21 protein-coding genes and 1 pseudogene are annotated in these 18469 nt (G+C 60.4%); 12 read left to right on the top strand and 10 right to left on the bottom strand.

Translation table 11 applies throughout. The features are described from left to right. Positions 1–86: 86 nt before the first annotated feature. From IF199_RS18855 to IF199_RS18865, 3 genes and pseudogenes are all read right to left on the bottom strand, one after another. Positions 87–1115, bottom strand: a pseudogene (locus IF199_RS18855) (chitinase); the annotation flags it as partial. A 39-nt stretch (positions 1116–1154) separates the two neighbouring features. After that, complete coding sequence (locus IF199_RS18860) at positions 1155–1790, bottom strand: lytic polysaccharide monooxygenase auxiliary activity family 9 protein (protein WP_192558391.1); 636 nt, start codon at positions 1788–1790, stop codon at positions 1155–1157. Between the two features lie 223 nt (positions 1791–2013). Then, positions 2014–2451 carry a hemerythrin domain-containing protein gene (locus IF199_RS18865; protein ID WP_192558392.1) on the bottom strand — a complete coding sequence of 146 codons (438 nt, stop codon included), beginning with the start codon at positions 2449–2451 and terminating at the stop codon, positions 2014–2016. Positions 2452–2600: 149 nt separating this feature from the next. On the opposite strand from IF199_RS18865, the gene IF199_RS18870 reads away from it, so the two are divergent. After that, a complete protein-coding gene (locus tag IF199_RS18870) occupies positions 2601–3026 on the top strand; it encodes a GNAT family N-acetyltransferase (RefSeq protein ID WP_096822636.1) in 426 nt (141 codons plus the stop codon). Between the two features lie 20 nt (positions 3027–3046). Here IF199_RS18870 and IF199_RS18875 read toward each other — a convergent pair whose 3' ends face one another. Beyond that, positions 3047–3397, bottom strand: coding sequence for a hypothetical protein (locus tag IF199_RS18875; RefSeq protein ID WP_096822637.1), 351 nt, complete (start codon positions 3395–3397; stop codon positions 3047–3049). A gap of 136 nt (positions 3398–3533) precedes the next feature. Between IF199_RS18875 and IF199_RS18880 the strand changes: the two genes are divergently transcribed. From IF199_RS18880 to IF199_RS18915, 8 genes are all read left to right on the top strand, one after another. Beyond that, positions 3534–3863, top strand: a complete 330-nt coding sequence (locus IF199_RS18880; protein WP_192558393.1) for a DUF6388 family protein — start codon at positions 3534–3536, stop codon at positions 3861–3863. Between the two features lie 25 nt (positions 3864–3888). After that, positions 3889–4593, top strand: coding sequence for a YoaK family protein (locus IF199_RS18885; protein ID WP_102622706.1), 705 nt, complete (start codon positions 3889–3891; stop codon positions 4591–4593). A gap of 77 nt (positions 4594–4670) precedes the next feature. Beyond that, on the top strand, positions 4671–5063 hold the full coding sequence (tusD, locus tag IF199_RS18890) for a sulfurtransferase complex subunit TusD (protein ID WP_192560979.1): 393 nt from the start codon (positions 4671–4673) through the stop codon (positions 5061–5063). A 1-nt stretch (position 5064) separates the two neighbouring features. Next, the gene (tusC, locus tag IF199_RS18895; RefSeq protein WP_192558394.1) at positions 5065–5421 is read left to right on the top strand and encodes a sulfurtransferase complex subunit TusC; all 357 of its coding nucleotides are present in this window, start codon (positions 5065–5067) and stop codon (positions 5419–5421) included. Next, on the top strand, positions 5421–5714 hold the full coding sequence (gene tusB, locus IF199_RS18900) for a sulfurtransferase complex subunit TusB (RefSeq protein WP_192558395.1): 294 nt from the start codon (positions 5421–5423) through the stop codon (positions 5712–5714). Before tusC ends, tusB begins: the two co-directional genes overlap by 1 nt. Continuing rightward, the gene (locus tag IF199_RS18905) at positions 5711–6046 is read left to right on the top strand and encodes a TusE/DsrC/DsvC family sulfur relay protein (RefSeq protein ID WP_085732133.1); all 336 of its coding nucleotides are present in this window, start codon (positions 5711–5713) and stop codon (positions 6044–6046) included. Before tusB ends, IF199_RS18905 begins: the two co-directional genes overlap by 4 nt. Continuing rightward, positions 6043–7044: a glycosyl transferase family protein gene (locus IF199_RS18910; RefSeq protein WP_192558396.1), complete on the top strand. Its 1002-nt coding sequence runs from the start codon at positions 6043–6045 to the stop codon at positions 7042–7044. Before IF199_RS18905 ends, IF199_RS18910 begins: the two co-directional genes overlap by 4 nt. A 91-nt stretch (positions 7045–7135) precedes the next feature. Beyond that, complete coding sequence (locus IF199_RS18915) at positions 7136–8137, top strand: glutathione S-transferase family protein (RefSeq protein ID WP_192558397.1); 1002 nt, start codon at positions 7136–7138, stop codon at positions 8135–8137. Between the two features lie 45 nt (positions 8138–8182). Here the strand turns inward: IF199_RS18915 and cysG are convergent, their stop codons facing one another. The 6 genes from cysG to IF199_RS18945 all read right to left on the bottom strand — a co-directional run bounded on the left by cysG (position 8183) and on the right by IF199_RS18945 (position 15702). Then, positions 8183–9577 (bottom strand): siroheme synthase CysG, encoded by a 1395-nt coding sequence (gene cysG / locus IF199_RS18920; RefSeq protein ID WP_192558398.1) that lies wholly within the window; start codon positions 9575–9577, stop codon positions 8183–8185. After that, a complete protein-coding gene (serS, locus tag IF199_RS18925; protein ID WP_192558399.1) occupies positions 9578–10858 on the bottom strand; it encodes a serine--tRNA ligase in 1281 nt (426 codons plus the stop codon). Between the two features lie 15 nt (positions 10859–10873). Next, complete coding sequence (gene crcB, locus IF199_RS18930) at positions 10874–11248, bottom strand: fluoride efflux transporter CrcB (protein ID WP_096822646.1); 375 nt, start codon at positions 11246–11248, stop codon at positions 10874–10876. Further along, complete coding sequence (locus IF199_RS18935) at positions 11248–12570, bottom strand: replication-associated recombination protein A (RefSeq protein WP_102622713.1); 1323 nt, start codon at positions 12568–12570, stop codon at positions 11248–11250. The genes crcB and IF199_RS18935 overlap by 1 nt, the downstream gene beginning before the upstream one ends. A 24-nt stretch (positions 12571–12594) precedes the next feature. Then, complete coding sequence (lolA, locus tag IF199_RS18940; protein WP_007958184.1) at positions 12595–13215, bottom strand: outer membrane lipoprotein periplasmic chaperone LolA; 621 nt, start codon at positions 13213–13215, stop codon at positions 12595–12597. 78 nt (positions 13216–13293) lie between these two features. Next, positions 13294–15702 (bottom strand): DNA translocase FtsK, encoded by a 2409-nt coding sequence (locus IF199_RS18945; protein WP_102622714.1) that lies wholly within the window; start codon positions 15700–15702, stop codon positions 13294–13296. 535 nt (positions 15703–16237) lie between these two features. Between IF199_RS18945 and aat the strand changes: the two genes are divergently transcribed. The 3 genes from aat (at position 16238) to infA (ending at position 18015) form a co-directional block, all read left to right on the top strand. Further along, positions 16238–16918: a leucyl/phenylalanyl-tRNA--protein transferase gene (gene aat / locus IF199_RS18950; RefSeq protein ID WP_192558400.1), complete on the top strand. Its 681-nt coding sequence runs from the start codon at positions 16238–16240 to the stop codon at positions 16916–16918. Between the two features lie 58 nt (positions 16919–16976). Then, positions 16977–17684, top strand: a complete 708-nt coding sequence (locus tag IF199_RS18955; RefSeq protein WP_096822650.1) for an arginyltransferase — start codon at positions 16977–16979, stop codon at positions 17682–17684. Positions 17685–17796: 112 nt separating this feature from the next. Beyond that, a complete protein-coding gene (infA, locus tag IF199_RS18960) occupies positions 17797–18015 on the top strand; it encodes a translation initiation factor IF-1 (protein ID WP_002553999.1) in 219 nt (72 codons plus the stop codon). The last annotated feature ends 454 nt before the right edge of the window (positions 18016–18469 follow it).

Raw genomic sequence — 18469 nt, forward strand, 5'->3', positions numbered from 1 at the left:
CATGTTAGGCGAAAAAAAGCCCGGCAGCGCTACCGGGCTTTTTTATTCAATTACCGCTGGCGGGCCATGTCCGCAATCGCGACATCAGGCTCCGGCGAGGCCGCTCCTGCGCCGTTGATCAACGGTCCATAACGCCGACTGAACTCCCAGTTGTACGGCACACGATCCTTGCTGGTGCCGTTGTCCCAGTTCACCGACCACGTCATCAGGCCCTTGATCGGGTGCCCTTTGACCGCCAGGCGTTTCATCGCATTGCCGACCACGTTCTTGTCGATCACGTAACCGGTGGCAGCGGCGTCGACGTTGGCTGGCAGGCCGATGACGAACTTGTCCGCAGGGATTTTGGTGAATCCGCGAGTGCCGGTCACCAGACTTTCGGTCAGGTAATAGAGGAAGTCCTCTTTCAGCGCATCGTTGTTCTGCGCGATCCACGCACCGTTGCCGTTGTTGGCCTCCGGCACCCAGACACCGTCACCGCCCTGGTTGTAGAACTGCGGCGCGATGAAGTCGTAGTAGCCTTCCAGCGCCTGCAAGTAACCGACGTATTTGCCAGTGGTCGTCAGGTACGGAAACTCCGGGGCCATGCTGATGATGAAATGCTTGCCCTGGCCTGCGTAGTGATCCTTGACCAGTTTCAGCGCGGCCGGCAGGACGGTCTTGTTGGCAGCGAAATCAATCGCGCTCTGCTCAAGATCGATGTCCAGCCCGTCGAAGCCGTAGGTTTCCACCAGACGGATGATTTCGTTGGCCAGCGGTTGCTCCTGCCCGGCACGCAACTCGATGTGCGCATCGGCGCCGCCGAGGGAAATCAGCACGGCCCGGCCCTGGCTGTTGAGCACGCCGACCTGACGGCGAAACTCGGCATCGGAGACGTTGAACGGCTTGAAGGTCGGAATCCCGCTGCCCTTCATGAACGCCACCGCAACCACGTTGTAGTCCTTGGGCACGTTTTCCAGGGCGATGTTGGCGAACTGACCACGCTGATAGCCATCGCTCGGGCCGGCCGGCCAGTTGTGCCAGAAGCCCATGAGGATTTTCTTGCCGGCGATGCTCGGCATCAGCGAAGCCGCGTCGCTCGCCTGGTTTTGCAATAAGGTGAAGTCGATATTTGACATGTTCTAATCCTTCAGAACGTGTAGGTGGGTGTTACGGACTTATTTGAAGTCCACATCGAAGGCCTGATAGAAGGCGTTGCCGGTGTTGGCGACGATCCACATCAGGACAACAACGTGATGACCTTGCTTGTTGGCCGGAAGTTTCACCGCGTGATTGACCTTGGCCTTCAGCTCCGCCGCATGACTGTAGTACGGCACTTGCGGATAGAAGTCCTCGGCGAACGGTTTTGCTTCCAGTTGTGCACGGGTGATGCGTTGTTTCGGGTCCCAGCCATCCTTGGTGATCAGCCAGCGGTAACCGCGAGTGGTGTGCGGCGCGGTGTATTCCCATTTGACTTCAAGGGTCTGGCCAGGGGTGACGTTGAGCAGCGGCCAGGTGAACGGACGACCGAGTTTCTTGCTCATTTCCTCGTCGGTGAAGTTCACGCAATCGCGGGCATCGTCCTTGCCACCGCTGAGAATGTGACCGTCGGCCGGAGGCACGACACTCGGGTTATCCGACTCGAAAGGCGCCGGGAACGGGCCGGCCACCAGTGCCGGGAAGTTCTTGCCACCTTCCATCTCGTTGACCTGCCAGCCACCGAGCAGTCCTTGTTCGATGGCCACCGCACCGCGGCTTGCAGGGGAAATGACGCGACCGTGTCGCAGTTGGGTTTGAGCTTGTGGTTGGTTCATGTTTTTCACTCCGTTGATTTAAGAACTCTCCTTTCCGAGGAGAGGCCTTCAAGCTAACGGAGGGGGATTTTTTGTCCATCGGCGGTTTTGTCGCTGCCTGCGGCGGTGAAATGCGTAAAACACCGAAAATACTGGATATAAATACAGTACATTGCGACGACGCTCACCCAACGCATGGCAAAAAGCCTACACGGCGTCATTACAAAAACCTGCATTCACCGGCTCAGGGAAGCTGCGCCTTGAACTCCTTTTCATACTGCCCGGCGAGCTGTTCTTTCTGTTTGTCGTCGAGCAGCTTGCCAGCCATCTGGAAGAACTTCTGCTCCTCCTCCTTCAAGTGGTGATGGACCTTGTCCGAGAGCTTTTTCGCCGCGGCCAGCCAGGCCGGACTGGACATTTCGGTCTCGTCGAGCTCCTCCATCATTTCGTCCATTTCATGGTGTTCGGCGATGGCGTGGCGACTGAGATCGACGCCGTTGTCGAACTCCATCAACGGGATGTAGAAGTGGCGTTCTTCGGCCGTTTCGTGGGCCTGCAGTTCGGCTTTGAGTTGCTTGTAGGCTTCGACGCGTTCCGGGGTATCGCCGCTGGTCTTGATCAAGGTCTTGGCGTACCCACGCTGGCGATCGTGGCTCTCGCGAAGGGCTTCGAAAATGTTCATGGACTCTCCTCGATAAACGCATTCGGAATGAACGCCTTCAAGGGCTAGACCCCAACGCTGGAGCGACGGTTCCAACTGTTCGATGCCGGGATGGATCAATTGACCGAGGCGCGATAGGCTGCCGGTTCACTGCCATAAGGATGTTGCACATGAGTTTACGGATCGAGCTGTCGCAAGACTCTACAGAAGAAGAACGCCTGGCCATTCTGGCGCCGCTGCACGCCTACAACGTCGCTCAGGCCGGGATTGCCGTATCGGAGCCGCTTACGCTGCTGGTACGCGATGAACACGACACCATTCTGGGTGGACTCTATGGCCGGTTGGTCTGCCAGTGGCTGTTTGTCGATTTGCTGTCGGTGCCGGAGCAGGGTCGCCACCAGGGGATCGGGTCGAAACTGATGCGCATGGCCGAAGACCTGGCGCGTGAGAAGGGTTGCATCGGGGCCTGGCTCGACACCTTCGATTTTCAGGCGCCGGAATTCTACAAGAAGCTGGGATATAGCCAGTTTGGCGAGTTGTCGGATTACCCGCCGGGGCACAAACGCATGTTTTTCCAGAAGCGTCTGGACGTCTGAACCCCGCGGATCGCTAGGTGTTACAGACAGGTCGCCAACGCCGCCAGCCGGCGCTTGGCGACAAAGTCATCCTTCTGCGCGTAGTAGCTCAGCACCGTGCCGGACGCATTCGTGGTCACGTCGACAAACGACTCCGCCGAACGGGTGTAGACCGTCGAACCGCCCTTCTTGCCCGGTTGCAGATACGCCGCCGCATCGACGCCGAACACCGCTTCGTCCTGCCAGGCGAATTGCACGCACTGGGCCACGACTTTCTCGGGTTTGTCCGAGTTCAGGACTTTGTAAGGGGTTTGCGTGCGGGCGTCTTCCATCGCCGAACCCGCGCAACCGGCCAGCAGGGTTGCCGCCAGTGCCACCATCAGCATTCGCATTGCATTCGCTCATTCGGAAAAAAAACGGACTGTATCACCGCAACGCGCAAAATCGTTCTGCTTTACTGCATTTAGAGCGCGACACCCGCCGGCCGCTGCGGCACATTAAAGGTCATCAGCCCCACAAGGAAACCCCATGGCGCCTACCGACCAGCGACATGAACATGCCCTGAAACTGTTTCTCGATGCACACCCTGAAGTGCGCGAAGCCCTCGATCATCTCAACCCGTTGCTGGCCCAGGCCAAAGGCGAAACCCCGGCACAGTACCGCGAAGAACGCCTGCACGAAGCCTTCGAAGCCGAGGCCGAAAGCCAGGGCTTGTTTGCCTGGGAACTGACGCTGCAACTGACCGCTGCAACGCCCGAGGACTATCAGGCGCAACGCCTGGAAGTGCATCGGGAAGTGGCGGAGATGGCCGGGATGGAATGGTTGGAATATTGCGACCTTTATGGCATAGAACCCTGACCTCTACGCAAGGACATCCGCACCAATGCTGCCAACCCTCTCGACTCACCGCGCCAGCCCCGGCCACTTGCATATGCAGAAATGGCGCGGTCGCGTAGGGCTGGCCATGGTGGCCGCGCTCTCGGTCCTGGCGGGGATGACCGATGCCATCGGCTTCATGGCCAGTGGTGACTTCGTTTCATTCATGAGCGGGAACACCACACGGCTGGCGGTGGCGATCAGTGATGGCGATGTGAGTCTGACGCTGCGGCTGGTGATCCTGGTCGCGACGTTCATCCTCGGCAACGCCCTCGGCGTGGTGATCGGTCGCCTCGGCAGGCGCCGCGCACTGCCGTTGCTGCTGTGCATCGCGACACTGCTCTGCGGGGCCGCCGCCTGGCCGTCCGATGTGCAACTGCCGGCATTGCTGGCGGCAATCACCGCCATGGGCATGCTCAATGCCGCGGTGGAGGAAGTGAACGGTCTGGCGGTCGGACTGACCTATGTCACCGGTGCACTCTCGCGGTTCGGTCGCGGTCTGGGGCGCTGGATAATGGGCGAGCGGCGCAATGGCTGGCGCGTGCAACTGGTGCCGTGGAGCGGCATGTTCATCGGCGCCATCCTCGGTGCCGTGCTGGAGCATCACCTGGGGCTCAAAGCGCTGTACGCCAGCGGTTTGCTGGCTGCGTTGATCGGCCTGGTCTCGCTGAAAATCCCCCGGCGCTGGCAGTTGGGGTACATGCCGCGCTGAAGTCTGCGGCAACATCCACTTCGCCGCCCCGCCGAGAAAGCTTTATCATGGCCGCAGTTTTGCTGATCGAGTCCGTCATGAAGTTCGCCATTGCGTTGTTTTCCGCCGCCCATGCGCCCTCCTCGCGCCGCGCCCTGCTGTTTGCTCAGGCCGCGCTGGCCGGCGGGCATGAAATCGTCCGGCTGTTTTTCTATCAGGACGGTGTCTACATCGCGTCTGACGCCGTGGTCACGCCGCAGGACGAACTGGACCTGCCCAAACAGTGGCGAACGTTTATCACCGAACAAAACCTCGACGGTGTGGTGTGCATCGCCGCCGCTTTGCGCCGTGGCGTGTTGAATGCCGAGGAAGCCGGGCGTTATCAGCGTGAAGCCGTGGCGGTCAGCGCGCCGTGGGAATTGTCCGGCCTCGGCCAGTTGCATGACGCGGTTCAGGATGCCGACCGTCTGATCTGTTTCGGAGGCGCATGACATGGCCAAGTCCCTTCTGATTATCAGCCGTCAATCGCCGTGGTCCGGCCCCGGTGCCCGCGAAGCATTGGATATCGTGCTGGCCGGCGGTGCCTTCGATCTGCCGATCGGCCTGCTGTTTCTCGACGACGGTGTGTTGCAACTGGCCGCCGGGCAAAACGCCAAGGCCCTGCAACAGAAAGACCTGAGCGCCAACCTGCAAGCGTTGCCGATGTTCGGTGTGGAAGAGCTGTTCTACTGCGCCGACAGCGCCAGTGCTCGCGGCCTCGGCGATCGTTCGCTGGACGAGGCTCAGCCTTTGGCCGCCGATGAAATCACCGCCCTCATTGACCGTTACGACCAGGTGATCACCCTCTGATGTCGACTTTGCATGTGTTGTCCCATTCCCCGTTCGGCGACGAACGCCTGACCAGTTGCCTGCGCCTGCTCGGTTCTGCCGACGCGCTGTTGCTGTCTGGCGATGCTGCTTATGCGCTGCAACCCGGCACTGCGCCGTTCATTGCGCTGGAAACCCGTCGGGTGAAACTCTTCGTTCTGGCCGAAGACGCGCAAGCCCGCGCCGTGCAGGTTCCGGATTGGGCCGAATCCATCGATTACCCGGCCTTCGTCGAACTGTCGATCCACCACGACAAGGTCAATTCCTGGCTATGAATGCGCTGACCGTCGGCGCCCGCGCCATCGAACTGGACAAGGACGGCTTCCTGGTCGACCTGAACGACTGGTCGGCCGAAGTCGCCAGCGCCCTCGCCGCTGCCGAAGACATCGAACTGAGCGCCGAACACTGGGAAGTCCTCGAACTGCTGCGCAGCTTCTATGCCGAATTCCAGCTGTCCCCGGCCACCCGGCCGCTGATCAAATACACCGCGCTCAAGCTCGGCGCAGAGAAAGGCAACAGCCTGCACCTGAACCGACTGTTCAAAGGCACCCCTGCCAAACTCGCCGCGAAACTGGCGGGCCTGCCCAAACCGACGAATTGTCTATGACCGACTATCCAGCGCTGACCCTCGAAACGCCCGCCGAGCACCCGTTCGCCCAGTTCGTGCGCATCCTCGGCAAGGGCAAGCGCGGCGCCCGCGACCTGACCCGCGAGGAAGCCCGGGAAGCCATGGGTATGGTGCTCGACGAAGCCGTCGAAGAAACCCAGCTCGGCGCCTTCCTGATGCTGCTGCGGCACAAGGAAGAAAGCGCCGAGGAAATGGCCGGCTTCACCGAAGCCCTGCGTGAACGCTTGCAGGCGCCAGCACTGAAGGTCGATCTGGACTGGCCGACCTATGCCGGCAAGAAGCGTCACCTGCCGTGGTATCTGCTGGCAGCCAAGTGCCTGGCACAGAACGGCGTGCGCATCTTCATGCACGGCGGCGGCGCGCACACCGCCGGGCGCTTGTACTCCGAACAACTGCTCGGTGAACTGAACATCCCGCTGTGCCGCAACTGGCAACAGGTCGGCGCGGCGCTGGACAACGGTGGCCTGGCGTTCATGCCACTGTTGGACTGGGCACCGCAGCTGCAGCGAATGATCGATCTGCGCAATACCCTCGGCCTGCGTTCGCCTATTCATTCGCTGGCGCGGATCCTCAATCCGTTGGGCGCGCGTTGCGGCTTGCAGAGTATTTTCCACCCCGGCTATCAGGCTGTGCATCGCGATGCCAGTGGTCTGCTCGGCGATACGGCGATCGTGATCAAAGGTGACGGCGGCGAAATCGAGATCAACCCGGATGCCGACAGCCACCTGTACGGCACCACCGGCGGCGAGAGCTGGGACGAGGAATGGCCGCAGTTGTCGGCGCAACGCCACGTCAAACCGGCGTCGCTGGATGTCGAGCATCTGAAGGCCGTCTGGCGTGGCGACGTGGTCGACAGCTATCCGCAAATGGCCCTGATTTCGACCATGGCCCTGGCCCTGCGAGGCCTTGGCCAAAGCCGCGAACAAGCCTTCGAAACTGCCGAGCAATACTGGGCCGCACGGAACAAATCGATTTAACCGATCATTCACGCCCGATCTTTGCGCTTTTTGTTCGAACTCATCGGAATAGACTCGGCTCCAACGATTATTGGTTTGTGGAGTCTTGATCATGGGTTTACTCGTCGACGGCCGCTGGCAGGACAAGTGGTACGAAAGCAGCAAGGACGGCGCGTTCCAGCGTGAACAGGCGCAGCGTCGCAACTGGGTCACTCGCAACGGTGAGCCTGGCCCGAGCGGTGAAGGCGGTTTTGCCGCCGAGGCCGGGCGCTATCACCTCTACGTCTCCCTCGCCTGCCCTTGGGCGCATCGCACGCTGATCCTGCGCAAGCTCAAGGGCCTGGAAAGTCTGATCGATGTTTCGGTCGTCAGTTGGCTGATGCTGGAAAACGGCTGGACCTTCGACCAGAACCTCGGCTCGACCGGCGACAAACTCGACCACTTCGACTTCATGCACCAGCGCTACACCGCTGACACCGCCGACTACACCGGCCGCGTCACCGTACCGGTTCTGTGGGACAAAAAGCTCAAGCGCATCGTCAGCAACGAATCGGCGGAGATCATCCGCATGTTCAACAGCGCCTTCGACGACTTGACCGGCAACGATCTGGACTTCTATCCGGCGCCGTTGCGCGGTGAGATTGATGCGCTGAACGAGCGGATCTATCCCGCCGTGAACAACGGCGTGTATCGCGCCGGGTTTGCTACTTCGCAGAACGCCTATGAAGAGGCTTTCGATGATGTGTTTGCCGAACTGGATCATCTGGAGCAGGTGCTGGGCGCCAACCGTTATCTGACGGGTGAATACCTGACCGAGGCGGACGTGCGGTTGTTCACCACGCTGATTCGTTTCGACGCGGTGTATCACGGGCACTTCAAATGCAATCTGCGGCGGATCAGCGATTATCCGAACCTGTCGAACTGGCTGCGTGAGATGTGCCAGTGGCCGGGCGTTGCCGAGACCGTGGATTTCCAGCACATCAAGAACCACTACTACGGCAGCCACAAGACCATCAACCCGACCGGGGTGGTACCGAAGGGGCCGAAGCAGGATTTCAATGTGGCCCATGACCGGGACCGGTTGGGCGGGAAAGGGGTTTGGCGCCGAGGTTGAAAGCAGCATGATCGTTCCCACTCGATGGGAACGATCATTTCAGGCTCAGACCTGCGCCTGAGCGCCTTCGAACCACGCCAGTTTCTCGCGCAGTTGCACCACTTCACCGACGATCACCAGCGTCGGCGCATGGACTTCATGCTCCGCCACCAGACGCGGCAGGTCGGCCAGCGTGCCGGTGAAGACCCGCTGATTGACTGTGGTGCCCTGCTGGATCAACGCTGCCGGGGTATCGGCCGCACGACCATGCTTGATCAACTGCTCGCAGATGATCGGCAACCCCACCAGCCCCATGTAGAACACCAACGTCTGCGCCGGCGCGACAAGGTCGGCCCACGGCAGATCGGTGGAACCGTCCTTCAGGTGCCCGGTGACGAAACGCACCGACTGCGCGTAATCACGATGGGTCAGCGGAATACCGGCATACGCCGCGCAACCGCTGGCCGCCGTGATGCCCGGCACCACCTGGAACGGGATGCCATGGGCCGCCAGTTCTTCGATCTCTTCGCCACCACGGCCGAAGATGAACGGATCCCCGCCCTTCAACCGCACCACGCGCTTGCCAGCCTTGGCCAGATCCACCAGTTGCTGGTTGATCTGATCCTGCGGTACGGCGTGATCGGCGCGACGCTTGCCGACGTAAACCCGCTCTGCATCGCGACGGCACAGCTCAAGAATCGCCGGAGCGACCAAACGGTCATACAGCACCACATCGGCTTGCTGCATCAGGCGCAAGGCGCGGAAGGTCAGCAGATCCGGATCACCCGGCCCCGCGCCCACCAGATACACCTCGCCCGTGGCCACGGCCGCTTCGCCATCGATTTTCGCCTGCAACAGACGTTCGGCTTCAGCGCCCTGCCCGGCCAGTTGCCGGTCGGCAATCGGCCCCTGGAACACGTCTTCCCAGAAGGCACGACGCTGCTGCACATCGGGAAACAGGTTTTTGACCTGATTGCGAAAACGTGCGGCCAGACCGGCCAGATGGCCGTAGGTCGAAGGAATCCAGGTTTCGATCTTGGCGCGAATCAGCCGGGCCAGCACCGGCGCATCGCCGCCGCTGGAGACCGCAATGATCAGCGGCGAACGATCAACGATCGCCGGGAAGATCACGCTGCACAGCGCCGGCGCATCCACCACGTTGACCGGCACGCAACGCCGATGAGCATCGGCGGAAACTTGCGCGTTCAAGGCTTCATCGTCGGTGGCGGCAATGATCAGCCCGCAACCGTCCAGATCCGTTTCGGCGTAACCGCGCGACAGACACTCGCCACCGCTGGCGGCAACCAGCTCGCGCAGTTGCGCTTCGATTTCAGGTGCGACCACCCGCAGCAGCGCACCGGCATCGGCCAGCAGGCGGGATTTGCGCAAGGCAATCTCCCCCCCACCGACGACCAACACACGACTGCCGCGCAGGTTGTGAAACAGCGGCAGATATTTCATTTAGCCGATGACCTCAAGGCCACCCATGTACGGCTTCAGCACGTCCGGCACACGGATCGAACCGTCGGCCTGCTGGTAGTTTTCCAGCACAGCTACCAGGGTACGACCGACCGCCAGACCAGAACCGTTCAGGGTGTGTACCAGTTCAGGTTTGCCGGTTTCCGGGTTGCGGAAACGCGCCTGCATGCGGCGGGCCTGGAAGTCGCCGCAGTTGGAGCACGACGAGATTTCACGGTATTTGTCCTGGCTCGGGATCCACACTTCCAGGTCGTAAGTCTTGACCGCGCTGAAGCCCATGTCGCCGGTGCACAGCGCCAGGGTACGGTAAGGCAGACCCAGCAGTTGCAGGACTTTCTCGGCGTTGGCAGTCAGGCTTTCCAGCGCGTCCATCGACGTCGACGGCTCGACGATCTGCACCATCTCGACCTTGTCGAACTGGTGCTGGCGGATCATGCCGCGAGTGTCACGACCCGACGCACCGGCTTCGCTACGGAAGCACGGAGTGTGAGCGACGAACTTGATCGGCAGCTGCTTCGAATCGACGATTTCACCGGCCACGATGTTGGTCAGCGACACTTCGGCGGTCGGGATCAGGTACAGATCGGCTTCGCCTTCGCGAGCGATCTTGAACAGGTCTTCTTCGAACTTCGGCAGTTGACCGGTGCCTTGCAGCGCCGGGGCCTGAACCAGATAAGGCGTGTAAGCCTCTTCGTAGCCGTGCTCGGTGACGTGCAGGTTGATCATGAACTGCGCCAGTGCGCGATGCAGACGGGCAATCGGGCCACGCAGCAGCGCAAAACGCGCACCGGACAGCTTGGCGGCGGTTTCGAAGTCGAGCCAGCCGAACTTCTCGCCCAGGGCCACGTGATCCTGAACCGGGAAATCGAAGGCAGTCGGAGTGCCCCAGCGGCGGACTTCGACGTTGCCGTCTTCGTCTTCGCCAACCGGTACCGATTCGTGCGGCAGGTTCGGAATGCCCAGCAGGATCGAATCCAGTTCGGTCTGGATCGCGTCCAGCTCGACTTTACCGGCGCTCAGTTCGCCCGCCATGCGCTCGACGTCCGCCATCAGCGGCGCGATGTCTTCACCGCGCTGCTTGGCCTGACCGATGGATTTGGAACGCGCGTTACGCTCAGCCTGCAGTGCTTCGGTGCGGGTCTGGACGGTCTTGCGCTGTTCTTCCAGCGCTTCGATGCGCGCGACATCCAGGGCAAAGCCACGGGAAGCCAGGCGGTCCGCTACGTCCTGGAGGTTGCTACGTAACAGTTTGGAATCGAGCATGTCGGTTTCTCGTTATCAAAGTTTGGTCAAAGTCAGGCCAGCCCAGGTCGCGAGCAGGCCGCCGAACACGCTGATGCCCAGATAACCGAAGGCTATCAGGGCCTGTCCGCTTTCCAGCAAACGCAGCGTATCCAGTGAAAAGGATGAAAACGTCGTCAGACCGCCGACAAAACCGACGATCAGACCGGCGCGGATTTCGATCGGCACTTCCGGCCGGGTCAAAAACAGTCCGTACAGCAGGCCGATGATCAGACAGCCGACCAGATTGACCGCCAGCGTTGCCGCATAGAAATGCCGGGGCCAATTGGCGCTGACCCAATTGCCAGCCGCGAAACGCAGTAATGTACCAGCGATGCCCGCCACGGACACCGCAAGAATCGTTCGAATCACTATTTTCTCCGCTGCCGGGGGCTTAAACGATCGAGTTTGGCGAGGTGGTTGAGCTTCTCGCCAATCTTCAGTTCCAGGCCACGGGGCACCGGTTGGTAGAACGGGATGGGGTCGAGCTCTTCCGGAAAGTAGTCTTCGCCGGCCGCGTAGGCGTCCGGTTCATCGTGTGCATAGCGATATTCGTCGCCATAACCCAATTGTTTCATCAACTTGGTCGGTGCGTTGCGCAGGTGCAGCGGCACTTCCAGCGAGCCATGTTCGGCAGCGGCCCGCAATGCGGTCTTGAAGCCCATGTACACCGCGTTGCTTTTCGGCGCGCAAGCCAGATACGTAATAGCTTGAGCCACTGCCAACTCACCTTCCGGGCTGCCAAGTCGCTCCTGCACTTCCCACGCCGCCAGGCACAGACTCAGGGCGCGCGGGTCGGCATTGCCAATGTCTTCGCTGGCCATGCGCACCACGCGGCGGGCCAGATACAGCGGATCGCAGCCACCGTCGATCATCCGCGCAAACCAGTACAACGCGCCGTCCGGATTGGAGCCCCGCACCGATTTGTGCAGCGCGGAAATCTGGTCGTAGAACGCTTCGCCGCCCTTGTCGAAACGCCGACGCGTGTCGCCGAGCAGGCTTTGCAGAAGCTCAGTGCCCATTTCGCTGTTGTCTTCAGCGAGGTCCGAAGCGTTCTCCAGCAGATTGAGCAAGCGTCGGCCATCGCCGTCGGCGGCGGACAGCAGCATCTGGAAGCCCTCATCACTGAGGGTCAGGTTGCGCTTGCCCAGGCCGCGTTCTTCGGTGAGTGCGCGGTGCACCAGTTTACGCAACGCCGCCTCGTCGAGGCTCTTGAGTACGTAGACCCGGGCCCGCGACAGCAACGCGTTGTTCAATTCGAAGGAAGGGTTTTCGGTGGTTGCGCCGATGAAGATCAGCGTGCCGTCTTCAACGTAAGGTAGAAAGGCGTCCTGCTGGGACTTGTTGAAGCGGTGAACTTCGTCGACAAACAGGATCGTGCGCTTGCCGTATTGGCCGGCCTGCTGTTTGGCGATTTCCACCGCCTGACGGATCTCTTTTACCCCGGCCAATACGGCCGAAACCGTTTCGAAGTGCGCATCCGAGACTTCCGCCAGCAGCCGCGCCAGGGTGGTCTTGCCCACGCCCGGCGGGCCCCAGAAGATCATCGAATGCAGGGCACCCTGCTCCAGCGCTTCGCGCAGTGGTTTGCCGCGAGCGAGCACGTGTTCCTGACCGACGTACTCATCCAGATTGGTCGCCCGCAAACGGGCGGCCAGTGGCTGGGCAATCGGTGCACTGCGAAACAGATCCATCACGTACCGTTGAAACCTCTGTGTTTATTCCTGGATCACATCGGCACCCTTCGGGATGTCGAATTTGAACTTCGAGGCCGGGACCGCTTCGTTGGCCTTCACCCCGGTGAACAGGATGTTGGTGCGCTGGCCGACGCTGTCGATCAATTGCATGTCATTGACCAGACCGTTGCGGAACGACAGACGCAGGCTGTCGAACAGGGTGTCCTTGGTTTTCGGCTTCAGGGTGAAGTCGATCACGCCACCGGCTTCCTTGGCGCTGATATCGAAGCTCTGGCTGATCTTCGATACGTCACCGGACAGCAACAGGGCCGGGGTCTGGGTCAGGCGCTCATCGAGTTTCTTGATGGTGGCCTGTTCCAGATCCGGGTCCCACAGGGTGACTTTCTTGCCGTCGGACACCATGGTCTGCTCGGCGGGGGCATTGGTGTGCCAGTAGAACAGGCCCGGACGCTGCAGGGTCATGTCGCCGGTGGTTTCCTGCAACTGGGTGCCGCTGCCGTCGAGAGTGAGCTGGGAGAAGTTCGCGGTCAGGGTCTTGGATGTTTCCAGCAATTGGGTCAGGCGTGCCACATCCTTGTCATCGGCGTGAGCCGTGAGGGTGGTCAGAGCCAGTACTGGCAGCAGCATGCGGATAAGACGCATGGGAGTCCTCTTGAATACTCGTGGGAAAGTGGACGGCGCTTCATGCACCGTCCTTTGCATGTGAATCAGGGTATCGAATCAGTCGCGCACCGGGCCAGGGGCCAGGACTTCGCGGGAACCGTTGGTGTTCATGGACGTCACGACCCCGGCCATTTCCATGGCTTCGATCATGCGCGCGGCACGGTTGTAACCGATCTTCAGCTTGCGCTGTACAGCGGAGATGGAGGCGCGGCGGCTTTCCAGTACAAACTGCACGGCTTCGTCGTACAGCGCGTCGGCTTCCGGATCATCGCCGTCACCACCGCCGCTGCTGCCTTCGAAACCACTACCCGCCTCTTCGACACCGTTGAGGATGTCGTCGTTGTATTCCGGCGCACCGCGCAGCTTCCAGGCTTCCACCACCCGGTGAACTTCATCGTCGGACACGAAGGCGCCGTGAACCCGGATCGGCAGGCTGGTGCCCGGCGGCATGTAGAGCATGTCACCGTGGCCAAGCAGTTGTTCGGCGCCACCCTGATCGATGATGGTCCGAGAGTCGATCTTGCTCGATACCTGGAACGCCATCCGCGTCGGGATGTTGGCCTTGATCAGACCGGTGATCACGTCCACCGACGGCCGCTGGGTCGCAAGGATCAGGTGAATACCAGCCGCCCGCGCTTTCTGGGCGATACGGGCGATCAGCTCTTCAACCTTCTTGCCGACGATCATCATCATGTCGGCGAATTCGTCCACGACCACAACGATGGTCGGCAGCTTCTGCAATAGAGGAGCTTCGTCGTGGATGCTTTCGCGCTTGTACAGCGGATCACTCAGCGGCTCGCCGGCGTCCTGGGCTTCCTTGACCTTGGCGTTGAAGCCGGACAGGTTTCGCACGCCCATCTTCGCCATCAGCTTGTAGCGACGTTCCATCTCGGCAACGCTCCAGCGCAGGGCGTTGGCGGCGTCCTTCATGTCGGTCACGACCGGGCACAGCAAGTGCGGAATGCCTTCGTAGATCGACAGTTCCAACATCTTCGGGTCGATCATGATCAGCTTGGCGTCTTCCGGGCCGGACTTGAACAGGATCGACAGGATCATCGCGTTCACGCCCACCGACTTACCGGAACCGGTCGTACCGGCCACCAGCAAGTGAGGCATCTTCGCCAGGTCAGTAATGACCGGCTTGCCGCCGATGTCGTGGCCCAGGGCCAGGGTGACCGGCGACTTGAAGTTGTCGTACTCAGGGGTCGACAGCACTTCGGAGAAACGCACGATCTGGCGGTCTTCGTTGGGAATCTCGATACCGACCGTGGTCTTGCCCGGAATCACCTCGACCACCCGCACGCTGGTCACGGCCAGCGAACGTGCAAGGTCTTTGGCCAGGTTGGCGATACGGCTGACCTTGACGCCAGCGGCTGGCTGGATTTCGTAACGGGTAATGACCGGGCCGGGATGGATCGAATCCACAGTGACTTCGACGCCGAATTCCTTGAGCTTGATCTCCAGCAAGTGGCCGACTGCCGCCAGGGACTCGGGCGAGTAGTTGAGCTGTTTCTTTTCCGCAGGATCGAGAATCGAGATCGGTGGCAAGGTGCCTTCCACGGCGCTGTCGACGAACAGCGGCGCCTGCTTCTCTTTCTGCACGCGCTTGCTTGGCTCTGGCGCCTTGACCGGGGCCGGAGCGATGACCGGCGGAACCTGTTTCTCGCGCTCGGACATGTGCTTGCTCAGGGCCTGTTCACGCTCGATCAGACGTTCCTTGACCTTGGCCTGCTCGCGCTTGTCGGTGACTGTCGGGGCGACCACGTCGTGCACCCGGTCATCGACTTCACGCAATTGCGCGACCAGTTGCTTGCGCTCGGTCCGCGCCGACCACCAGCGGTTGACCGCGCCCTGGAACAGTTCGAACAGGTCGAGGGTGATCTTGCCGGTAACGTCCATCACCTTGAACCACGACAGGTCGGTGAATACGGTCAGGCCGAACAGGAACAGCGCGATGAACAGCAATGTGCTGCCCTGAATGTTCAGGGCGTTGCGGGCCAGATCACCGAGGCTTTCACCCAGCGCGCCACCCGCACCGGCCGGCAACGCGGTGGCCGCATGGAAATGAATGTGCGCCAGCGCAGCGCCGGACAGCACCAGAAACACCAGGCCGATCAGGCGCCAGGAGAACAGCCAGCCGCTCCACTGCCAGGGTTCGTGGCGCTGACGGAAGATCTGATACGCCTTGATCGCCAGCAGCAACGGGAAGATGTACGCGAAGTAACCCAGCACCATGAACAGGATGTCGGCGCTGTAGGAGCCCGCCGGGCCGCCGAAATTCTGCACGTCGTCGATCTTGCTGTTGTGGCTCCAGCCCGGATCGTCCTTGCCGTAAGTCAGCAAGGCCATCATCAGGAACAGGCACAAGGCACCGATGGCGATCAATGCACCTTCCTTGAGTCGGTAGTGCAATTGCTGGCGCCAGAGCGGGACGACTGTTTTTGGTGCTGCGGTGGATTTCTTCAAAACGCTTCTTTTCCTGCGCCAGAGGCGCGTCCATCTATTGAATGACAATAAAAAACTGCCCAATCCAGGCAGGTAAAAAAATTGACGGGCACAACTGAGACTACTTTTAACACTGCGCCCCGTGTTTTATAAACACGGCTCGCTGCGAATATTCTGTAACAGCCCGGCATTGTACGGGTTTGCGCGTGCGATGCCATGCTTCGAGCCCCAGCTTCAAGCATAGCCAAGCAGACAAAACCTGCGACGCAATTTGAGCATGCATTGTCTTTTGTGACAAAGGCTTATGAGGTGTATTTGATGAACGTAGCGAAGCATCTACCTCTGATTGCTCATGACGGCCAAATGCCCCCACTCGACGCCTTCCCGGACACCGTGCACATTCGCCCCCGACGCCCGTCTACGACCGCGTCCACCCGACCAAGTTGCAGCCGTGCAATCTTCGAACAGGTTCGGGGGGACATTCGCGCTTTTTACCGGCACACTTTGTAACGGGCCTCACCGCCTACTGCCCTCCCCTTCTGCAAGCCTGGACGCCATGCTGACTTGGTTACAACGCAATTCACTGACTTTCCCGCCACTGGAAAAGGCCATGCGCGATCCCAACGGATTGCTGGCGGCCGGCGGCGACCTGTCCGCCGATCGTTTGATCCAGGCCTATCGCCATGGCTGCTTTCCGTGGTTCTCCGAAGGCCAGCCCATCCTCTGGTGGTCGCCGGATCCGCGCACCGTGTTGTTTCCCGACGAACTGCATGTCTCGCGCAGCCTCGGCAAACTGCTGCGCCAGCAACGCTATCAAGTGACTTTCGATCAGGATTTCGAGGCGGTCATTCGTGCCTGCGCCGCACCACGGGATTACGCCGATGGCACCTGGATCACCCAGGCCATGCAAGACGCCTATGTCGAACTGCACCAGCGCGGCTTCGCCCATTCGGTGGAAGTGTGGGAACAGGGCGAACTGGTCGGCGGACTCTACGGCCTGGCGATGGGGCAATTGTTTTTTGGCGAGTCGATGTTCAGTCGCGCCGACAACGCCTCCAAGTACGGCTTCGCCACGCTGGTGCGACACCTCAAAGACTCGGGTTTCGTGCTGATCGACTGCCAGATGCCTACCGATCATCTGCACAGCCTCGGTGCCCGGGCGATCTCCCGCCCCGCATTTGCCGAATATCTGGCCCGGCACCTCGATCAACCCAACCTTGCCACCTGGGTTTGCTGAGCGACTTTTGCGCGCGTGGCTTACACTTAATTCACCAGCTTACCCCCGAGGGTTGATCATGACCGAGTTGGCGCGGTTGAAGTTTTATGCCACTCAGCCTCACTCTTGCAGTTATCTGCCCGAGGAGCAGGCCACGACCCTGTTTCTCGACCCGAGCCAGCCCATGGATGTGCATGTCTACGCAGACCTGTCGGAAATGGGCTTTCGTCGCAGCGGCGATCACCTGTACCGCCCGCATTGCCAGAACTGCAATGCCTGCGTGCCTGCGCGCATCCCGGTGGCGCAGTTCAACCCCAATCGGCAGCAAAAGCGCATTTTCAAACGCAACGCCGACTTGCAGGTGCGCCCGGTCAAGCCTGGTTTCAGCGAAGAATATTTCGATCTTTATCAGCGTTACATCGAACAGCGCCATGCCGACGGCGATATGTACCCGCCGAGCCGTGATCAATTCTCGACTTTTCTGGTTCGCGACCTGCCCTTCTCACGCTTCTACGAGTTCCGGCTCGACGGACGGTTGCTGGCGGTCGCCGTCACCGATCTGCTGCCTAACGGTCTGTCGGCGGTCTACACCTTTTACGAACCAGAGGAAGAGCGCCGCAGCCTCGGGCGCTACGCCATTCTCTGGCAGATCGGCGAGGCCCAGCGACTGGGGCTCGAAGCGGTGTACCTGGGTTACTGGATCAAAAACTGCAAAAAGATGAACTACAAGACCCAATATCGACCGATCGAACTGCTGATTAATCAGCGCTGGGTCATCCTGAACTGAATGCAAGCCCTAAACCCCTTGGCGTAAACCCCATTTTTCGGGCACAATGCACGCCGCTTTTGCCTGGCGCAGTTGCACCGGGCCATTCATTGGACACCGAGGGCTTTACTGCATGTCGAAAGAAGACAGCTTCGAAATGGAAGGCACTGTCGTCGACACCCTGCCCAACACCATGTTTCGTGTGGAGTTGGAAAATGGGCACGTCGTAACCGCGCATATCTCCGGCAAGATGCGCAAGAACTACATTCGTATTCTTACCGGTGACAAAGTGCGCGTCGAGCTGACGCCCTATGACTTGAGCAAAGGGCGTATTACTTACCGCGCTCGCTAATCAAGTCAATACAAGACGCCCGGCTTAATGCCGGGCGTTTTTGTTTGTCTGGGATTTGGCGCTTTGGGTTTGTGCTTGAGTTTTGGGTGTATATCCGTTGTTTCGGGTGCTGCCGCTGGCGGTTTCGCTCTTACAGCGAGTCACTTTTGACAAACGCCTCAAAAGTAACCAAAAAGTCTTGGCCCCGGCGTACGGCACTTCGCTTAGGCTCAGTGTTCCCTCGCTACGGTGTCCATCAGGGGGCATCGCCTACGGTTTGCTTCGCTGCACCTCCTCTCGATGTATGCGGCTTCGCCGCACGGCGCTGCGCGCCTACCCCCTGATGGACACCTTCGCTCGGCCTGCCGAAGGGGCAAAAATCAAAAGCCAAAGCCAAAGCCAAAGCCAAAGCCAAAGCCAAAGCCAAAGCCAAAGCCAAAGCCAAAGATCGCAGCTTCGGCAACTCCTGCGGACA

Origin of the sequence: Pseudomonas allokribbensis (genome assembly GCF_014863605.1) — a bacterium.
Lineage (GTDB): Bacteria > Pseudomonadota > Gammaproteobacteria > Pseudomonadales > Pseudomonadaceae > Aquipseudomonas > Aquipseudomonas allokribbensis.